General features: G+C 70.0%; 14 protein-coding genes. 8 read left to right on the top strand and 6 right to left on the bottom strand.

What is annotated here, in order from left to right; genetic code table 11:
- Window positions 1–26 precede the first annotated feature (26 nt).
- Window positions 27–647: an SRPBCC family protein gene (locus RFN52_RS39330; protein ID WP_184853666.1), complete on the bottom strand. Its 621-nt coding sequence runs from the start codon at window positions 645–647 to the stop codon at window positions 27–29.
- Window positions 648–1,180: 533 nt separating this feature from the next.
- Here RFN52_RS39330 and RFN52_RS39335 point away from each other — a divergent pair.
- Both RFN52_RS39335 and RFN52_RS39340 read left to right on the top strand, forming a co-directional pair.
- The gene (locus RFN52_RS39335; protein WP_184853667.1) at window positions 1,181–1,351 is read left to right on the top strand and encodes a hypothetical protein; all 171 of its coding nucleotides are present in this window, start codon (window positions 1,181–1,183) and stop codon (window positions 1,349–1,351) included.
- Window positions 1,352–1,413: 62 nt separating this feature from the next.
- The gene (locus tag RFN52_RS39340; RefSeq protein WP_311241264.1) at window positions 1,414–2,247 is read left to right on the top strand and encodes a DUF4436 family protein; all 834 of its coding nucleotides are present in this window, start codon (window positions 1,414–1,416) and stop codon (window positions 2,245–2,247) included.
- Here the strand turns inward: RFN52_RS39340 and RFN52_RS39345 are convergent.
- A complete protein-coding gene (locus RFN52_RS39345) occupies window positions 2,201–3,274 on the bottom strand; it encodes an alpha/beta fold hydrolase (protein WP_184853669.1) in 1,074 nt (357 codons plus the stop codon). The genes RFN52_RS39340 and RFN52_RS39345 overlap by 47 nt on opposite strands.
- 100 nt (window positions 3,275–3,374) lie before the next feature.
- Here RFN52_RS39345 and RFN52_RS39350 point away from each other — a divergent pair, with 100 nt between their 5' ends.
- A complete protein-coding gene (locus tag RFN52_RS39350; protein ID WP_184853670.1) occupies window positions 3,375–3,941 on the top strand; it encodes a TetR/AcrR family transcriptional regulator in 567 nt (188 codons plus the stop codon).
- Window positions 3,942–4,168: 227 nt separating this feature from the next.
- On the opposite strand, the gene RFN52_RS39355 is transcribed toward RFN52_RS39350, so the two are convergent.
- Window positions 4,169–5,491 carry an aldehyde dehydrogenase family protein gene (locus tag RFN52_RS39355; RefSeq protein WP_184853671.1) on the bottom strand — a complete coding sequence of 441 codons (1,323 nt, stop codon included), beginning with the start codon at window positions 5,489–5,491 and terminating at the stop codon, window positions 4,169–4,171.
- Between the two features lie 337 nt (window positions 5,492–5,828).
- Between RFN52_RS39355 and RFN52_RS39360 the strand changes: the two genes are divergently transcribed.
- Window positions 5,829–6,071 (top strand): DUF5302 domain-containing protein, encoded by a 243-nt coding sequence (locus RFN52_RS39360; RefSeq protein WP_079129310.1) that lies wholly within the window; start codon window positions 5,829–5,831, stop codon window positions 6,069–6,071.
- Window positions 6,072–6,277: 206 nt separating this feature from the next.
- Here the strand turns inward: RFN52_RS39360 and RFN52_RS39365 are convergent, their stop codons facing one another.
- Window positions 6,278–6,775 carry a peptidylprolyl isomerase gene (locus RFN52_RS39365; protein WP_184853672.1) on the bottom strand — a complete coding sequence of 166 codons (498 nt, stop codon included), beginning with the start codon at window positions 6,773–6,775 and terminating at the stop codon, window positions 6,278–6,280.
- A gap of 282 nt (window positions 6,776–7,057) precedes the next feature.
- Between RFN52_RS39365 and RFN52_RS39370 the strand changes: the two genes are divergently transcribed.
- The 4 genes from RFN52_RS39370 (at window position 7,058) to RFN52_RS39385 (ending at window position 10,856) form a co-directional block, all read left to right on the top strand.
- On the top strand, window positions 7,058–7,780 hold the full coding sequence (locus RFN52_RS39370; RefSeq protein WP_184853673.1) for a maleylpyruvate isomerase family mycothiol-dependent enzyme: 723 nt from the start codon (window positions 7,058–7,060) through the stop codon (window positions 7,778–7,780).
- A gap of 221 nt (window positions 7,781–8,001) precedes the next feature.
- Window positions 8,002–9,048 carry an MFS transporter gene (locus RFN52_RS39375; RefSeq protein ID WP_311241181.1) on the top strand — a complete coding sequence of 349 codons (1,047 nt, stop codon included), beginning with the start codon at window positions 8,002–8,004 and terminating at the stop codon, window positions 9,046–9,048.
- Window positions 9,049–9,256: 208 nt separating this feature from the next.
- Window positions 9,257–9,874 (top strand): NUDIX hydrolase, encoded by a 618-nt coding sequence (locus RFN52_RS39380; RefSeq protein ID WP_184853674.1) that lies wholly within the window; start codon window positions 9,257–9,259, stop codon window positions 9,872–9,874.
- A gap of 310 nt (window positions 9,875–10,184) precedes the next feature.
- Window positions 10,185–10,856, top strand: a complete 672-nt coding sequence (locus RFN52_RS39385; protein ID WP_311241182.1) for a pyridoxamine 5'-phosphate oxidase family protein — start codon at window positions 10,185–10,187, stop codon at window positions 10,854–10,856.
- 816 nt (window positions 10,857–11,672) lie between these two features.
- On the opposite strand, the gene RFN52_RS39390 is transcribed toward RFN52_RS39385, so the two are convergent.
- Both RFN52_RS39390 and RFN52_RS39395 read right to left on the bottom strand, forming a co-directional pair.
- The gene (locus tag RFN52_RS39390) at window positions 11,673–11,963 is read right to left on the bottom strand and encodes a hypothetical protein (protein ID WP_184853676.1); all 291 of its coding nucleotides are present in this window, start codon (window positions 11,961–11,963) and stop codon (window positions 11,673–11,675) included.
- A gap of 566 nt (window positions 11,964–12,529) precedes the next feature.
- Window positions 12,530–14,215 carry a ribonuclease J gene (locus RFN52_RS39395; protein ID WP_184853677.1) on the bottom strand — a complete coding sequence of 562 codons (1,686 nt, stop codon included), beginning with the start codon at window positions 14,213–14,215 and terminating at the stop codon, window positions 12,530–12,532.
- Window positions 14,216–14,504 lie beyond the last annotated feature (289 nt).

A 14,504-nucleotide genomic window follows, 5' to 3' on the forward strand; every position in this document is an offset into this window, starting at 1 on the left:
TTCTCTCGCCGGGTCCGGCACGCAGGTCAGCCGACGGGCCACTGGGCCACGCGGCTCCTGGGCGGCTCCGGATGGTCGTGCTGCACGCGGCCGTTGCGGATGGTGCCGCGCCAGGCCCCGCCCTCCTGCCCCAGACCTTCGATGAACTGCTTGAAGTTCATGAGCTCCCCGCGCACCAACCGGGCCGTCAGCCGGGCGGCCCCGGACGAGCGGGTCAGAATCCTCGCGGCTCCCTGTGGTTCCAGGAGCATCCGGACGGTGATCGCGGTCCCGCCGGACTCCGTCGGCCTGAACTCGACCTCGCCATGGTGGGAGGGGTTCTGCTCCAGGCCGCGCCAGGCCAGGTAGGCGTCGGGGTCCTGCTCCACGATCTCGACCGCGAAGCGGTGCCGCAGGGGGCCGTAGCCGATGGTCCAAGCGGTCACGGTGGGCCTGATCTGCTCGACGCCGCGCACCACGGTCGAGAACCGCGGGAAGGTCTTGAACTGCGTCCACTGGTTGTACGCCGTCCGCACCGGCACCGCGACCTCGACCGTCTCCTCGACGTGCCGCTCCCGCAGCGGACGACGGCGCCCGGCGCCGTCACCGTCCGTGCGCATTCCCGGCGTGTTCGGCACAGCCTGCTGGGCGTCGTCCTTGTGCGCCATCGTGGTCTCTCTTCCGAGGCGACGGAGCCCGGCGGCGTCCGGGCACCCGGCCTCCCCTCGTACGGCAGGTCTCCTCTCCCGGTTCCCATATCGCGCCCTTCGAGTCACCCCAGCGCCTGCGGGTCCCGCGGGATCGCGCCTGCGAGAGGGGCGGGCCGGCCACGAGGCGACTGACGGGACTGAGCTGACTGAGGGGACTGGAGGGACTGAGCGACTGAGGCGGCTGGGGGCGGCGGTCGCTCAGCCGTGTGCCCGAGGCAGGCTGCCCCCGCTTCGCGCTCGCGAGCACGTCCGCATGCACGTCCTCGGACCACCCGTTACCGTGAACCAGGGACAGAGCGCAGCTTCCGCGTCGCGTAGCCGGCTCGCCGGGCGCCCCGGTCCCCGTGGCAACTCGACCCGGTGTCGGCCGCCGCCGCATCACGGCTGCGCCGGTGGCAGCGCTCCCGCAGCGGACCAGAAGACCTCGCCGCTCGACGTTCGAGACGGCACTGAGCCGAGCCCGTTCCAGGTGGCGAATGCAGGTGGTGTCCGTGAATCGGATGGCGTCGTCGGGTATCCCCGGAGGTGGCGCGCGGCTCGTCACACCGGGTGACCTGCTGCGCCATACGAGCGGCATCGCGGACTACCAGGACCTTCTGGAGGCTGAGGACGTCGAGCTGATCTATCCGGCAGGCCGGCTGCTGGACGTCCGGACCAAGTGATGGGTCAGGGTCGTCCGACACCTGCCGCCTCGCCTCGCCCGCGACGCACCGGGCGGTCCATCCTGCCCGTGCTCATCCCCATCGCAGGTCTGATCGTGGTGGCGGTGGCCGTCGGCTCGTGGCTGCAGTTCACCGAGCGGCAGGCGGTCGACGTGGTGCACACCGTCGGCTCCTCGGCCGCCGACCGGGTGGATGTGGAGGCCGTCGTCCAGAGCGTCGACGCCGCGAACAGAGAGCTGGTACTGCGGGTCTGGGTGACCCCGCGCGGGGCCCTCGGCGAGGCGGGCGGGGCGGCCCCGGTGGCCGATCTCAGCCTCCAGACCTCGGGGTCGACCCTCAGCGACCTGACGTTCACGGCGCACGAGCGGCTCTCGACGAAGGACGTGCAGGTCGCGCTCACCGGCGGATCGATCAGTGACTACCCGTTCGACACCTACGAGACCGACATCGCGTTCCGGGCGGAGATGGGCGGCGAGCAGGTGCCGGTACGGATGCTGTTCTCCAACAACGACACGCTCTTCTCGGTCTCCGCCGAATCCGCGCCCTCCCGGCAGGAGGCCGTGGCGGCGGTGGGGCTGTCGAGATCGGGCAGCCTGCTCGTCTTCGCGGTCTTCATGATGGTGGTGATGTGGGCGCTGGCGGCGTCCGTGCTCATCGGCGCCTGGTACCTGACGACCAGCAGCGAGGGCCTGGTCTGGCCAGGTCTCGCCTGGATGGCCGCCACCCTGTTCGCCCTCGCCGCGTTCCGCAACACCGCCCCCGGCACACCCCCGATCGGCTGCGTGCTGGACTGGTTCGCTTTCCTGTGGGCCGAGTCCATCATCGCCCTCTGCCTGGTCACCGTGGTCGTCACCGGCGCCGACAAGGCCCTTCACCAGGCCGCGCCGCCCCCGTAGTGCTCTGCCGCACCGGGCCGGCCCCGCCCGCGGTCGGACGGGCACGGGTAGAGGTCGACGGCGTCCTGCACGCCGGCGTCGACTCCCCGGCGCTCCACGCGCCGTCGGCTCCGACCAGGAAGGTCGCCGGGTCAGCGCAGGAAGTCCAGCACCGCCTTGCCCAATCCTCCGGCGCCTCTTCGGGCAGGAAGTGGCCGGCCCCGGGGATGACAAGGCCGGTGACGTCCGTCGCCACCAGGCGCATGGTCTCCTCCGGCATGGTGCCGGTGCTGTGCTGACCGCCTATGGCCAGGACGGGGATGGACAGCGGTCCCTCGTCGCGCCAGCGCAGGATCTGCTCGGCGGAGGTGTCGAGGGTCCGGTAGTACCCGAAACTGGCGTGCAGGGCGGCCGGGTCGCGCAGCTGGTCGACGTAGACGTCGATGGCCTGCTGCGGGATGGCGCCCGGGGCGGCGGTCTTGGACGTGAGGTTGTAGCCGAAGTAGATCTCCTCGCGGCCGGCGACCATGCGCTCGTTGATGTCCGCGAGGCGGTTGAAGGCGAAGTGCCACAGGAACTCGTTGGTGGCCGGGTCCGACAGCAGCGGCGGGGACGGCGAGAGACCGGGAAGGATCGACTCGGCGCCGACGAGGCCGGTGACGCGCTCCCGGTGGCTCGCCGCCAGGGCGTAGCCGACCAGCATGCCGAGGTCGTAGCCGACGACGGCGAAGCGGTCGTGGCCCAGCGCGGTCATCAGGGCGGCCATGTCGTCGGCGAGGGCGGCCGCATCGTAGCCGGTGGCGGGCTTGTCGCTGGCATCCATGCCGCGCAGGTCGGCGGCGACGACGGTGAAGCGCTCGGCGAGGGCGGGCATGATCAGCCGCCAGCTGTACCAGAACTGGGGCCAGCCGGGCAGGAGCAGCAGCGGCGGCCCGTCGCCGCCGCTGACCGTGTGCAGGGTCAGTTCGCAGGTTTCGACGGTGTGGCTGGTGAACGTGCCGGTGAACCCGGCGGGCAGATCCGGCACGTCGGTGACGGTGAACGTCATGGTCATTCCTCCTGGTGACGCGAGGCGGCCCAACAAAGCGGATGATGTATCCCTTTCGCCGCAGCAGAAACCGGATCGCCTATCCGTTTATGCTGTCCGTATGACCAGTGCACCGATGCGGAAGGACGCTGCCCGTAACCGGCAGCGCATCGTCGACGTCGCCCGGCAGCTCGTCGACGAGGGCACTCCGTTGCAGCTCAATGATGTCGCCCGCCGTGTCGGGGTAGGGGTGGCCACCGTCTACCGGCACTTCCCGACGCCGGAAGCCCTGATGGAGACCGTGGCGGCCCCGGGCCTGGAGGCGCTGGTCGCCCGCGCGGAACGGGCGCTGACCGAGGAAGACCCCTGGAACGCCCTGGCCGACTTCCTCGACGTCACGCTGGAGGCGCAGCTGACCGACCCCTCGCTCACCATCGTGCGCGCAGCCCCGGATCGTGTCCTGCCCCGCACCGAGGAACTGACCGCGACGCTGGACTCGCTCGCCGGCCAGTTGCTCGATCGCGCCCGCGCGGCAGGTGCCGTACGCGGCGTGGTCACCTGGGACGACCTGCTGCCGCTCATGTGCGGGCTCGCCTTCGCCGCCCAAGTCCATGCCGACGACGACGAGACGCGTCGGGAGACCGGCCGCCGCTACTTGGGAGTGATGCTGCGGGGGCTGCGCGGCTGAGCCCCCGCCTGTCCCGGCTTCTGCATGCCGGCCCCCGGCGTCGTCTCCGTGGCCGCTCTCGCCCGCGGCTACTTGTCGGCCTCCGTGACCCTATTCCTTCGTCGGGTTCGAGACCTCGGTGAACGTCGCCGAGGAGACCCGCGACCCGCGGCGCTCCTGTCCGCGCACCCTCTTCGGCGCCCTCGCGGATAGAACGCTGAGGCCGTGCCGGATCCCGGTCGTGGGCGTCAGTGCAGCGGCTTGTCCAGGACCGCCTTGCGGTGGCTGAAGGTCTCGATGGAGTAGCGGCCGTGGTAGTTGCCCATGCCGCTCTCTCCCACTCCGCCGAACGGCAGGTCGGAGACGGTGAGATGAGCGAGCGGCAGGCCGTGGCCCAGGCCGCCCGAGGAGGTCTCGGCGGCGAACCGGCGCCGCGTCCCGTCGGACTCGGTGAAGACGTACAGGGCGAGCGGCTTGTCCCGGTCGTTGATGAAGGCGATCGCCTCGTCGAGGTCGGGGACGGTGACGATCGGGAGGATGGGGCCGAAGATCTCTTCGCGCATGACGGGCGCATCGGGGGAGACGTCGGCCAGGACGGTGGGCGCGAGATACTTCGCCGCGCGGTCGCCGGTGCCGCCCACTACGGTGCGGCCGGAGTCGAGCAGGCCGGTGAGCCGGTCGAAGTGCCGTTCATTGATGATCCGCCCGTACTCGCCGGAGGCTGCCGGGTCGCTGCCGTACAGCGCGTTCACGGCGTTCGCGAGCAGCGGTTCGAGAGCCGCCGCTGTCTCCGGATCGGTCAGGACGTAGTCGGGGGCGACGCAGGTCTGTCCGGCGTTGAGGAACTTGCCGCGGGTCAGCCGGTCCGCGACGACGGCCAGGTCGGTGTCGCGGTCGACGAACACCGGTGACTTGCCGCCGAGTTCGAGGGTGACCGGGGTGAGGTGCTCGGCGGCGGCCCGCAGCACGATACGGCCGACCGTGCTGTTGCCGGTGTAGAAGATGTGGTCGAAATGCTCGGCCAGCAGGGCCGTGGTCTCGGGAACCCCGCCCTCCACCACGGCGACCGCATCGGTGTCGAGGTACGCCGGCAGCAGCCGGGCCAGGACGGCGGATGTGGCGGGGGCCAGCTCGCTCGGCTTGGCGATCACCGCATTGCCGGAGGCCAGGGCCCCGACCACGGGGGTGAGCAGAAGTTGGGCCGGGTAGTTCCAGGGCGCGATGACGAGGACGACGCCGAGGGGATCGTACTGCGTCCAGACCGTCACGTCGGCGCCGAGGTGAGCCGGGGCCGGGGCGGGCTCCGGGCGCAGCCAGTCGGCGAGATGGTCAAGGGTGTGGTCGATCTCGCGCACCGTGAAGTCGATCTCGGTGCGGAAGGCCTCTGTGGCGCTCTTTCCCAGGTCGGCGTGGAGGGCGGCTGCCAGGTCCGCGCCGTTCTCGGTGAGCATGTCACGCAGCCGGCGCAGTTGGGTCATGCGCCACTCCACCGGCTTGGTCCGGCCGGTACGGAAGGTGGCGCGCAGGCGGGCGACGACGTCGGCGGGCTGCTCAGGGGCGGAGTCGTTCACAGGTACCTCACAGGCTCACAGTCAGATGTATATGCCAACCTTCTGCCCGCGCTCCTGCATTCCATCGTTTCCGCACTGCATCCGTGCCGTGTGTCACAGCGGGTCGCGCCCCCGGCCGCCGTTGGAGACAAGCGCGCAGACGGTGCAGGCAGGTGCAGGGAGGGGAAGCGGGCAGCTGCCGGTTTCGGCGCCATGACGAGCCGTGCATGGCGCCGGCTGACGGCGGGCCGCGTGATGGCTGCGAGCCGATGCGGCTGGTAATGCCGGCTGCCGGCGCCGCATGCGGTACTCGGCATGACAAGCTGTGCCTTCCAACGCCCGAGCCCAGGAGGTCACCATGGCCGCAGAGTCTCCATCACCCGAAGGTTCGGAGTCGGCTGACGCCGAGAGCCCTGCCCTCACGCCCGACGCTGACGGTCAATACGATCTGAAGCGCAAGTTCCGGGAAGCTCTGGCCCGCAAGCGCGGTATGCAGGCGGATGCCGCCGACCTCGCTGCGAATCCTCACGCGTCGAAGATCCGCGGCGCGCACGGCCCGGCTGCCAACCAGCGGTCGTTCCGGCGGAAGAGCGGTGGCTGAGCCTGTAGCGGCCGCTGGATGAGACTCGGCAGGACACGGCCCGGCGATCATGCCGATGATATGGGCCGTGCCCTGCCGGATGACAAGGGTGCCGCTTTCAGCCGTTCCCACGCTCCTCCCGGGCCCTCACATGGGGTACGGGAGGCATGCGCGGCATGCGGCCCGGGTCGGGTCACCCCGACTACGGGCCTGCGAGCGGCGTTCGGTCAGAGAGCGCCGCAGTCGGCGATGGTGATGGTCGCCGAGGTGCGGCCGGACCGTGAGCCGTAGCTCTCGATCTTCCGTACGAGCTCCATGCTGCTCTCGTCGGCGACCTCACCGAACACGACGTGCTTGCCGTCAAGCCACGACGTCACGATCGTGGTGATGAAGAACTGCGAGCCGTTCGTGTTCGGGCCGGCGTTGGCCATGGAGAGCTGGCCGGGCTTGGTGTGCTTGAGCGTGAAGTTCTCGTCGGCGAACTTCTCGCCGTAGATGCTCTTACCGCCGGCGCCGTCGCCACGGGTGAAGTCGCCGCCCTGGAGCATGAACTCCGGGATGACGCGGTGGAAGGACGAGCCCTTGTAGCCGAAGCCCTTCTCTCCGGTCGCCAGCGCGCGGAAGTTCTCCACGGTCTTGGGGGCGACGTCGTCGAACAGGTTCATGTTGATCCGGCCGGCGGGAACGTCGTCGATGGTGATGTCAAAGAAGACCTTGATAGTCATGCCCCCATCTTGACACCTGGCGCCCACTGGGCTGGCCCGGGCCCCTCCGCGGGCTTACAGACCCTGCGGCTGCCTGGACTTCTCGCGACCGATGGGTCGGCATGATCACCCGGCAGTTCGGGGCCCGGGCGAGGATCCGGCGGGCGGCTTCCCGGCCATCCATGTCCGGCACGCGATCGGCCGCACTCTGCGGCCAGTCATGGATCAGCCGTATGAACAACGCTTCAGGCCAATGCAGCCAGGGCCTCATCTGAAGTGGATCACCACGGCTAGGCTGTGACAGTGGTCAACTCCGTTATAGGTCCTGACGAGCTGGTGCCCAGGGTCTCGCAAGCGCATGCCCGGGTGCTTGAACTGGCCGATCAGCTCGACGGCCGGCAGAAGGACGCAGCGTCCGCCCTGCCCGGCTGGAGTCGTGGGCATGTCCTCCAGCACCTCGCCGACAATGCTCGTGCCTTCGAGCGGCAGGCACTGGCTGCTCTGCGCGGTGAGCTCAAGGACATGTATGACGGCGGTCAGGGGGAGCGAGACCGATCCATCGAGCGTGGCGCCGCCCGGCCCTTGGCCGAGCTGCGTGAGGACCTGATTCTGGCCCAGCGGGCGCTGGAGGACTCGTGGAGCCGGCTGACGGCAGCGGACTGGCGACGCCCGGTCCGATTCCGGCATGCCACGGTGCTGGATACCGCACTGGCACGATGGCGAGAGACGGAAATCCATGCCGTCGACCTGGCGCTCGACCACCGCCCCCGCGACTGGTCGCTCGCCTTCGCCCTCCACGCACTGGACTTCCTGTCGGACCGCGCCCCAGCCGGCGTTCGGCTGGTCTTGCGGGCCGTCGACGACGGGTTCACCCGAACCCTGGGGAGCGGGACGGCAGTCGAGGTCACTGGAGCAGTGCGTGACCTTGCGGCCTGGATGGCCGGCCGCAGCCTCGACGGTCACCTGAGCACGACGGCCCCTCAGTTGCCGCAACTTGGTCCGTGGCCGCCGGACCCCGCAGACTGAGGTATCCGTCGGCACGGATCCTCCAGGGTGACGCGGCCCATGAGGCCATGCCCGGCCCCATGGCGAGGTGCAGCCACAGCGGCTGGGTGAACAGGTCGGCGAGCGCGCCCAAGTGGCGGCGGAATCGACGATCCGATCGTGATCAGAGAGGCGGATCCGACGGCCCCACGATCATCCGCAGCTCCGCAAGGTGCCGCTGACGCGGAAGGCTGTACGGGGGAGTGCTGGCGGACCGGCTGCCGCGCGGCCCGCTGCTGGTCGGCAGCAGCGTGGTCAGCGCCGCGAGCCAGGCGGTGATCGCCGCCCTGGTCCTCACCCACAGCGCCGCCATCCCCCTGCTCATGGTGCTCGCCGCGGTCAACGGGGCGTCAAGTTCCTGCTACCAGCCCGCCGCCCAGGCTCTGCTGCCCCAGACCGTGCCGGCCGAGTCCCGCCGCGCCGCCCTCGCGCTCTCCCGGATCGCGAGCAGCAGCGCGATGATCGTGGGCGCCTCGCTGGGTGGCGTACTGGTGGCCACGATCGGCCCCGGCTGGGGCCTTGCCGTCGACGCTGCCAGCTTCGCGCTCGCCGCCGCGTCCATCGCGCTGATCCGCGTCCAGGTCGCGCCGCCCGCGCCCAGCCCAGGGCTGGTGCATGAACTGCGCATCGGCTGGCAGGAGTTCACCTCCCGAAGCTGGGTGTGGGTGATCGTGGTGGCCTTCTGCTTCCTCAACGCGGGCATCACCGCCTCGTTCACCGTCCTCGGGCCGGCCGTCGCCGACACCACCGGGATCGGCCGTAGCGGCTGGGGGCTGGTCGTCGCCGCGGGCTCGCTCGGCGCGGTCGCCGGCGGCGTACTGTCGCTGAGCTGGCGGCCCCGGCGCGCGATCCTGGTCGGCTGCGCGCTGATGGGCCTGACGGCGTCGACCCCGCTGCTGCTGGCGCTCGCCCCGTACACCTGGGCGCTGGTCGTGGCCAACTTCGTGGCGGGCGTGGGTATCGAACAGGCAGGCGTCGCCTGGTACTCGACCCTCAACGAGCAGATCCCCGAGGACCGCCTGGCCCGCGTCTACGCCTACGACGACCTCGGCTCCTTCCTCGCGCTCCCGCTCGCCCAGTTCGCCGCCGGACCCGCCGTACTTCTCCTGGGCCTGCAAGCCACCCTCTACGCGGCCGCCGCGCTCATCCTCCTCGCCACCCTCGCCATGGTCGCCGCACCCTCCGTCCGCGCCCTGGTCCCGAAGGCCGCGGAACCTCTGCCCGCCTCTGAAGATCCGGTGCCTGGCTGAGCCGGACTCCGGCACGTCCAGGTAGCAGAGCAGCCGTACACCGGGTTCGGCGGACCTCGCGGTCGTGCCGTCACATGCGGCAATCTCGACGACGGGCAGGCCCGGCTGCGCCACGTGCCCTTCTCACCGGGGATGAGTCCGGTGGGGTACGGGTGCGCACCATACGATCACTGCACACGGCACATACTTCCCCGGACAGGATGCGCGGATGACCTCAACCGGCTACTCTCTCACCGAGCATGATGATCAACCGCGTGCCCGCCTTCTGGAGCTGCTCGGCGCCATCGAACCCTGGGACGACCTGGAGCGCACCCATCTGAAGACCGCGACGCAATGGATCGGCAGCGGCGCCCCGGTCTACCGGGTGCGCAAGCCGGACGTTCCCGCGATGCACTTGGTGAGCTACTTCGTCGTCCTCGACGACACCAGCGGTCGGCTGCTGCTCGTCGCGCACCGCAAGGCGGGCCTGTGGCTGCCGGCCGGCGGACACGTCGAGCCGGAGGAAGACCCGTGGGCCGCGGTGGTGCGTGAGTGCCGTGAGGAACTGGGCATCCAGGCCACGGCATCGACGATCACCGGCGAGCTCCCCTTCTTCCTCACCGTCACCGAGACTCGGGGGCAGGGGACGCACACCGACGTCTCGCTCTGGTACCTCCTCAACGCCGAGGCCGACACCATCACCTCCTACGACCAGGACGAGTTCGACGCGATCCGGTGGCTGACCGCCGAGCACGTGCTCGAGGAATCCGACGAGCTGCTCGATCCCCACATGCACCGCTTCACCCGCAAGCTGCAGCATGCCCGGGCAGGAAGGCACTGCGGGTAGCCCCCCGGCCGTCCGCGGTGCTCCACGACGGTTCAACGCCGGGGCCGACACCGCCATCCCCTCAGGTCGAACGTCCGTGGGAGTCGCGGTCAGGCCCGGATCCGGCCCCGGCGCCATGGCCCGGTCCGCGCCCCTCGGGCGGCCTGCTCTACCCTCATGGGCATGGCCGGTGCGGTTTTCGGCTTGAGCGGCGATGCAATCAGGTCACGTGAGTCTTGTGAACACCGGGCCATGGCCCGGACAGAGGCGCTCGCACTCCCTGGGCCCAGTGGACCGCTGCACTCTACTGAATGCCTGTCAGGGAGGACCGTTGCACCACGACGAGCGGGCAGAGCGGCCCGGAAGCCACGGAGAGCACCAGATCCAGCGTGATGTGGGCACCGTCGACCGCGCGGATCGGTTCTACGACGAACAGGTGCTGGACCGGCTCAACTCGCGTATGACGGAGTTTGTAGCCCGTCAGGAGATGTTCTTCCTCGCCACGGCGGACAGACACGGGGAGTGCGACAGCACGTTCCGGGCAGGACCGGCCGGTTTCCTCCAGGTGATCGACGCCGGGACCCTCGTATACCCGGAGTACCGCGGTAACGGGGTCATGGCCTCGCTCGGCAACATCCGTGAAAACCCCCACGTCGGCATCCTGATGATCGACTTCTCCCAGGACCGTATCGGTCTGCACGTCAACGGCCGCGCCCAGTTGGTCACCGACGAGGCCATGCGCAGCAAGTACCCCGGCCTCCCCGTCGATCCGGTCCCGGGCCGCCGTCCTCAGATGTGGGTGGAGGTCGAAGTCGAAGAGGCCTACATCCACTGCTCGAAGCACATACCTAGGCTGGTCAAGGCACCGCTGCGGCAGAGCGTCGACGGGACGCAAGGCGCGGCCGGTGAGGACGGGCAGGCCTGGGGCACGGACGACGTCAGGCGCAAGGGCGGCGACTACTTCGGAGCGGCGGCCCGACGACACGGGTTGGCTCCGCGCTGAGACGGAACCTTCCAGCACCACCCCCACCAGGCGGCCGACGAGGCTCTGCCACGGCGTCTCGTCCCGGTGTTCCACCTCGCCGGCCCCCTTTGAGGCGGGCGCGGGCGCGGGGGCGGATCGGAGCGGGCGCCAGCCGCCCGCTGATGCGCGCGGACGATGGTGGAGTCCACCGAGGTGTCCCAGCCGGTGCAGAATCGCGGCCTGCATGGCCGAAGCTCTGGACTTGCTCAAGAGGTGCTGCCGGTCAATGCATTGCTGGGCATACTGCGGGCAATCCGGGCGCAGCCGCCCGGCGGAGGGGGGACGTCATGTTGATCGCAGTCGTATGCGTGGGCGTGTTCGTATTGGCGCTCGTATCGGTGATCACCTGGATGGTGCGCCGGGCATGGCGGCGCGCCTGGGACGATCTGAGCATGCGGGCAACCGGGTCCGGCTCGAGTGCCGGACCCGGCCATGGAGCATGGCCGACCGGTACCGGCACGTACAACGCGACGACGGGGCATGCCTCTGGCAGCCCCGTAGACCACCCGTCCTGGTGGGAGGCGGGCGCGAGCGAGCATTCGTCGAGTGACTGCTCCGGCGGTGGTTCCTCGTCATGCGGCAGCTCGTCGACGTGCGGGAGCAGTTCGTCTTCATGCGGGAGCAGTTCGTCGTCCTGCAGCAGTTCCTGCTGACCGGCGCCAGGACCCTCGCCGACCGGCGGATGTTTCGCGTCGCATGCGTCTATCGGCGCTCTCGGTGGCGCGACAGCGCAAGGATCAGAGCGATACGGCCACCCTGCACAGCGTGCTGTGAGCTCGCCCTCGACGGCGCGGCTCACCGATCGCCACCGAAGTGGTCGCGGATCTCATCGCTGCAGTCGTCCGCGCCGACCTTGCTGCGTGAGAAGGCCAGCACGCCGTCGTCCCTGCCTTGCTGCTTGGCCTCGGCCAACTGCCTCTCGATGTCCGCGATGTAGTCGGCGCACTCGGGGCTGACGGGCCTTTCGGGGCGCTGGTCCGGTGTCGAGGCGGCGTTCAGTCCGGCGGTGGCCGCTATGCCTGCCCCGCACAACAGCGCCCACACAGCGACCCACGTGCGGCGGCTCGTCCGTATCGGCTTGGACATCCAGACATTCTATGGGCGGCACCGCTCCCGAGGTGAGGCCCGGCAGAATCCGGTCATGGACATCGCAGGTATCGACAGTTGAAGCAGTTCTCACCCGCATCGGGCCGTCCACGGCACGGTCGGGCTCTGGTCGGCCCACTACGAAGAGACGCAAGGGGCCGCCGGGGGAGCGGGCCGCCCGCACGCCGGACGGGCAGGCCGCCGGCCGCGCGAGCCCGCCCGAGGCGCAAGGTGCCACCGCCGTTGTCCGAGCTGCGCCACGGCCGACGCGATCGGCGATCGGTTCCAACAGCGACCCGTGTCAGATCCGTCCATGCCCGCCCCTACGGCGGAAGCCCCTCGCTGCCGAGTCTCACCTCGTACACGGCGTCTCCCGAACCCGGGTCGCGGCACCGGGTCCCGAACCCGGGTCGCGGCACCGGGTCCCGACACCGGGCCGCGGCGCCGGCACAGACCCATCTCATCGATCGGCGTCGGTCGCCGGTCGATCTCCCCGGAGCGCGCTCATTCGTGCTCCTCGTCCGCGCCCGGCCGTGGGCCCGCGATGGTCGCCATGTCGTTCCGGCTCAGGCGTCGATGATGACCGGGATGACCAGCGGCCTGCGACGGTGGGTGCGGAACGCCCAGTTGGCCACGGCCCGGGCGATGAGCTGTTCGAGCTGGTGAGCGTCGCCGACGCCCTCTTGGGCTGCGTTGCCCAACGTCTTCTCGATGACGGGGATGACGGGCTCGAAGGTGGTCTCGTCGTGGACGAAGCCGCGGGCCAGGAAGTCGGGAGCCTCGGCCAGGGCGCCGGTGTCGGCGTCGACGATGGCCACGACGGTGACGACGCCTTCCTCGGCCAGGGTGAGGCGGTCCTTGAGGGAGGCCTCCGTCGCGCCCCCGACCTCCATCCCGTCCACGTAGACGTTGCCTGCGGGCACCTTGCCGGTGATGGCGGCGCGACCGTCGACGAGGTCGACGACGACACCGTCCTCGGCGATGACGACCCGCTCGGGGTCCACGCCGGTCCGGATGGCGAGGTCGGCGTTGGCCCGCAGGTGACGGAACTCGCCGTGGACGGGCATGACGTTACGGGGGCGGACGATGTTGTAGCAGTAGACGAGCTCCCCGGCGCTGGCGTGGCCGGAGACGTGCACCTTGGCGTTGCCCTTGTGGACGACGTTGGCGCCCCACCGGGTCAGGCCGTTGATGACCCGGTAGATGGCGTTCTCGTTGCCGGGGATGAGGGAACTGGCGAGCAGGACGGTGTCGCCCTTGCCGATGCGGATCGAGTGGTCGCGGTTGGCCATCCGGGACAGTGCTGCCATGGGTTCGCCCTGGGAGCCCGTGCACACCAGGGTGACCCGGTGGTCCGGCAGCTTCTCCAGCTCCTTGGCGTTCACGATCAGGCCGGACGGAACCTTGAGATAGCCCAGGTCGCGGGCGATGCCCATGTTGCGGACCATCGAGCGGCCCACGAAGGCCACCTTGCGGCCGTGCTCGTGGGCGGCGTCCAGGACCTGCTGGATGCGGTGTACGTGGCTGGCGAAGCTGGAGACGATCACACGCCGCGGCGCCGTGCGCATCACCTGCTCGATCGCGGGGTTCAGCTCCCGTTCGGAGGTGGTGAAGCCGGGGACCTCGGCGTTGGTGGAGTCGGTGAGGAAGAGGTCCACCCCCTCCTCACCGAGTCGGGCGAAGGCGCGCAGGTCGGTGATCCGGTCGTCCAGCGGGAACTGGTCCATCTTGAAGTCGCCGGTGTGCAGCACCAGCCCGGCTGCGGTACGCAGGGCCACCGCGAGGCTGTCCGGGATGGAGTGGTTGACGGCCACGAACTCGCAGTCGAAGGGGCCGAAACCACGCCGGTCGCCCTCGCGTACGCGCACCGAGCGGGGCCTGATCCCGTGCTCCTTGAGTTTGGCCTCCAGGAAGGCCAGGGTGAGCTTCGAGCCGACGACGGGAATGTCCGTCCGCTCCCGCAGCAGATAGGGCACGCCGCCGATGTGGTCTTCGTGGCCGTGGGTGAGGACGATGGCCACGATGTCGTCGAGGCGGTCCCTGATCGAGGTGAAGTCCGGCAGGATCACGTCCACGCCGGGCTGGTTCTCCTCAGGGAACAGCACCCCGCAGTCCACGATCAGCAGTTTGCCGGCGTGCTCGAAGACGGTCATGTTGCGACCGATCTCGCCCAGGCCGCCGAGTGCGACGACACGCAAGCCTCCGGCCGGCAGGGGAGGGGCGGCCTTCAAGTTGGGGTGCGGATGACTCATACCCCGACGCTACCGGAGAGCCCGTTGAAATGATCGACTGCCTGCCCCGTGACACGGTCCTCCCGGCGAACCCCGAGGGACCTCGTTCCCGTCCTGAGCCTCCGTGCCGGTCGCCGCCTTCCGGGGCATCAAGAGGCTCTGAGTCCGACAGCGCACGGCACCGCGCACCTTCGGGCTGGCTGGTGAGCTCACATGCAGAGCCCGACCCCTCCGCATCGCCTCGGACCGCCCGCTGACCGGAAAGCGCGGGTCCACGCGATGCGCCTCCCTACGATGCCCCTGTGTGGTC

It is taken from the genome of Streptomyces collinus (assembly GCF_031348265.1).
Classification (GTDB): Bacteria; Actinomycetota; Actinomycetes; order Streptomycetales; family Streptomycetaceae; genus Streptomyces; species Streptomyces collinus.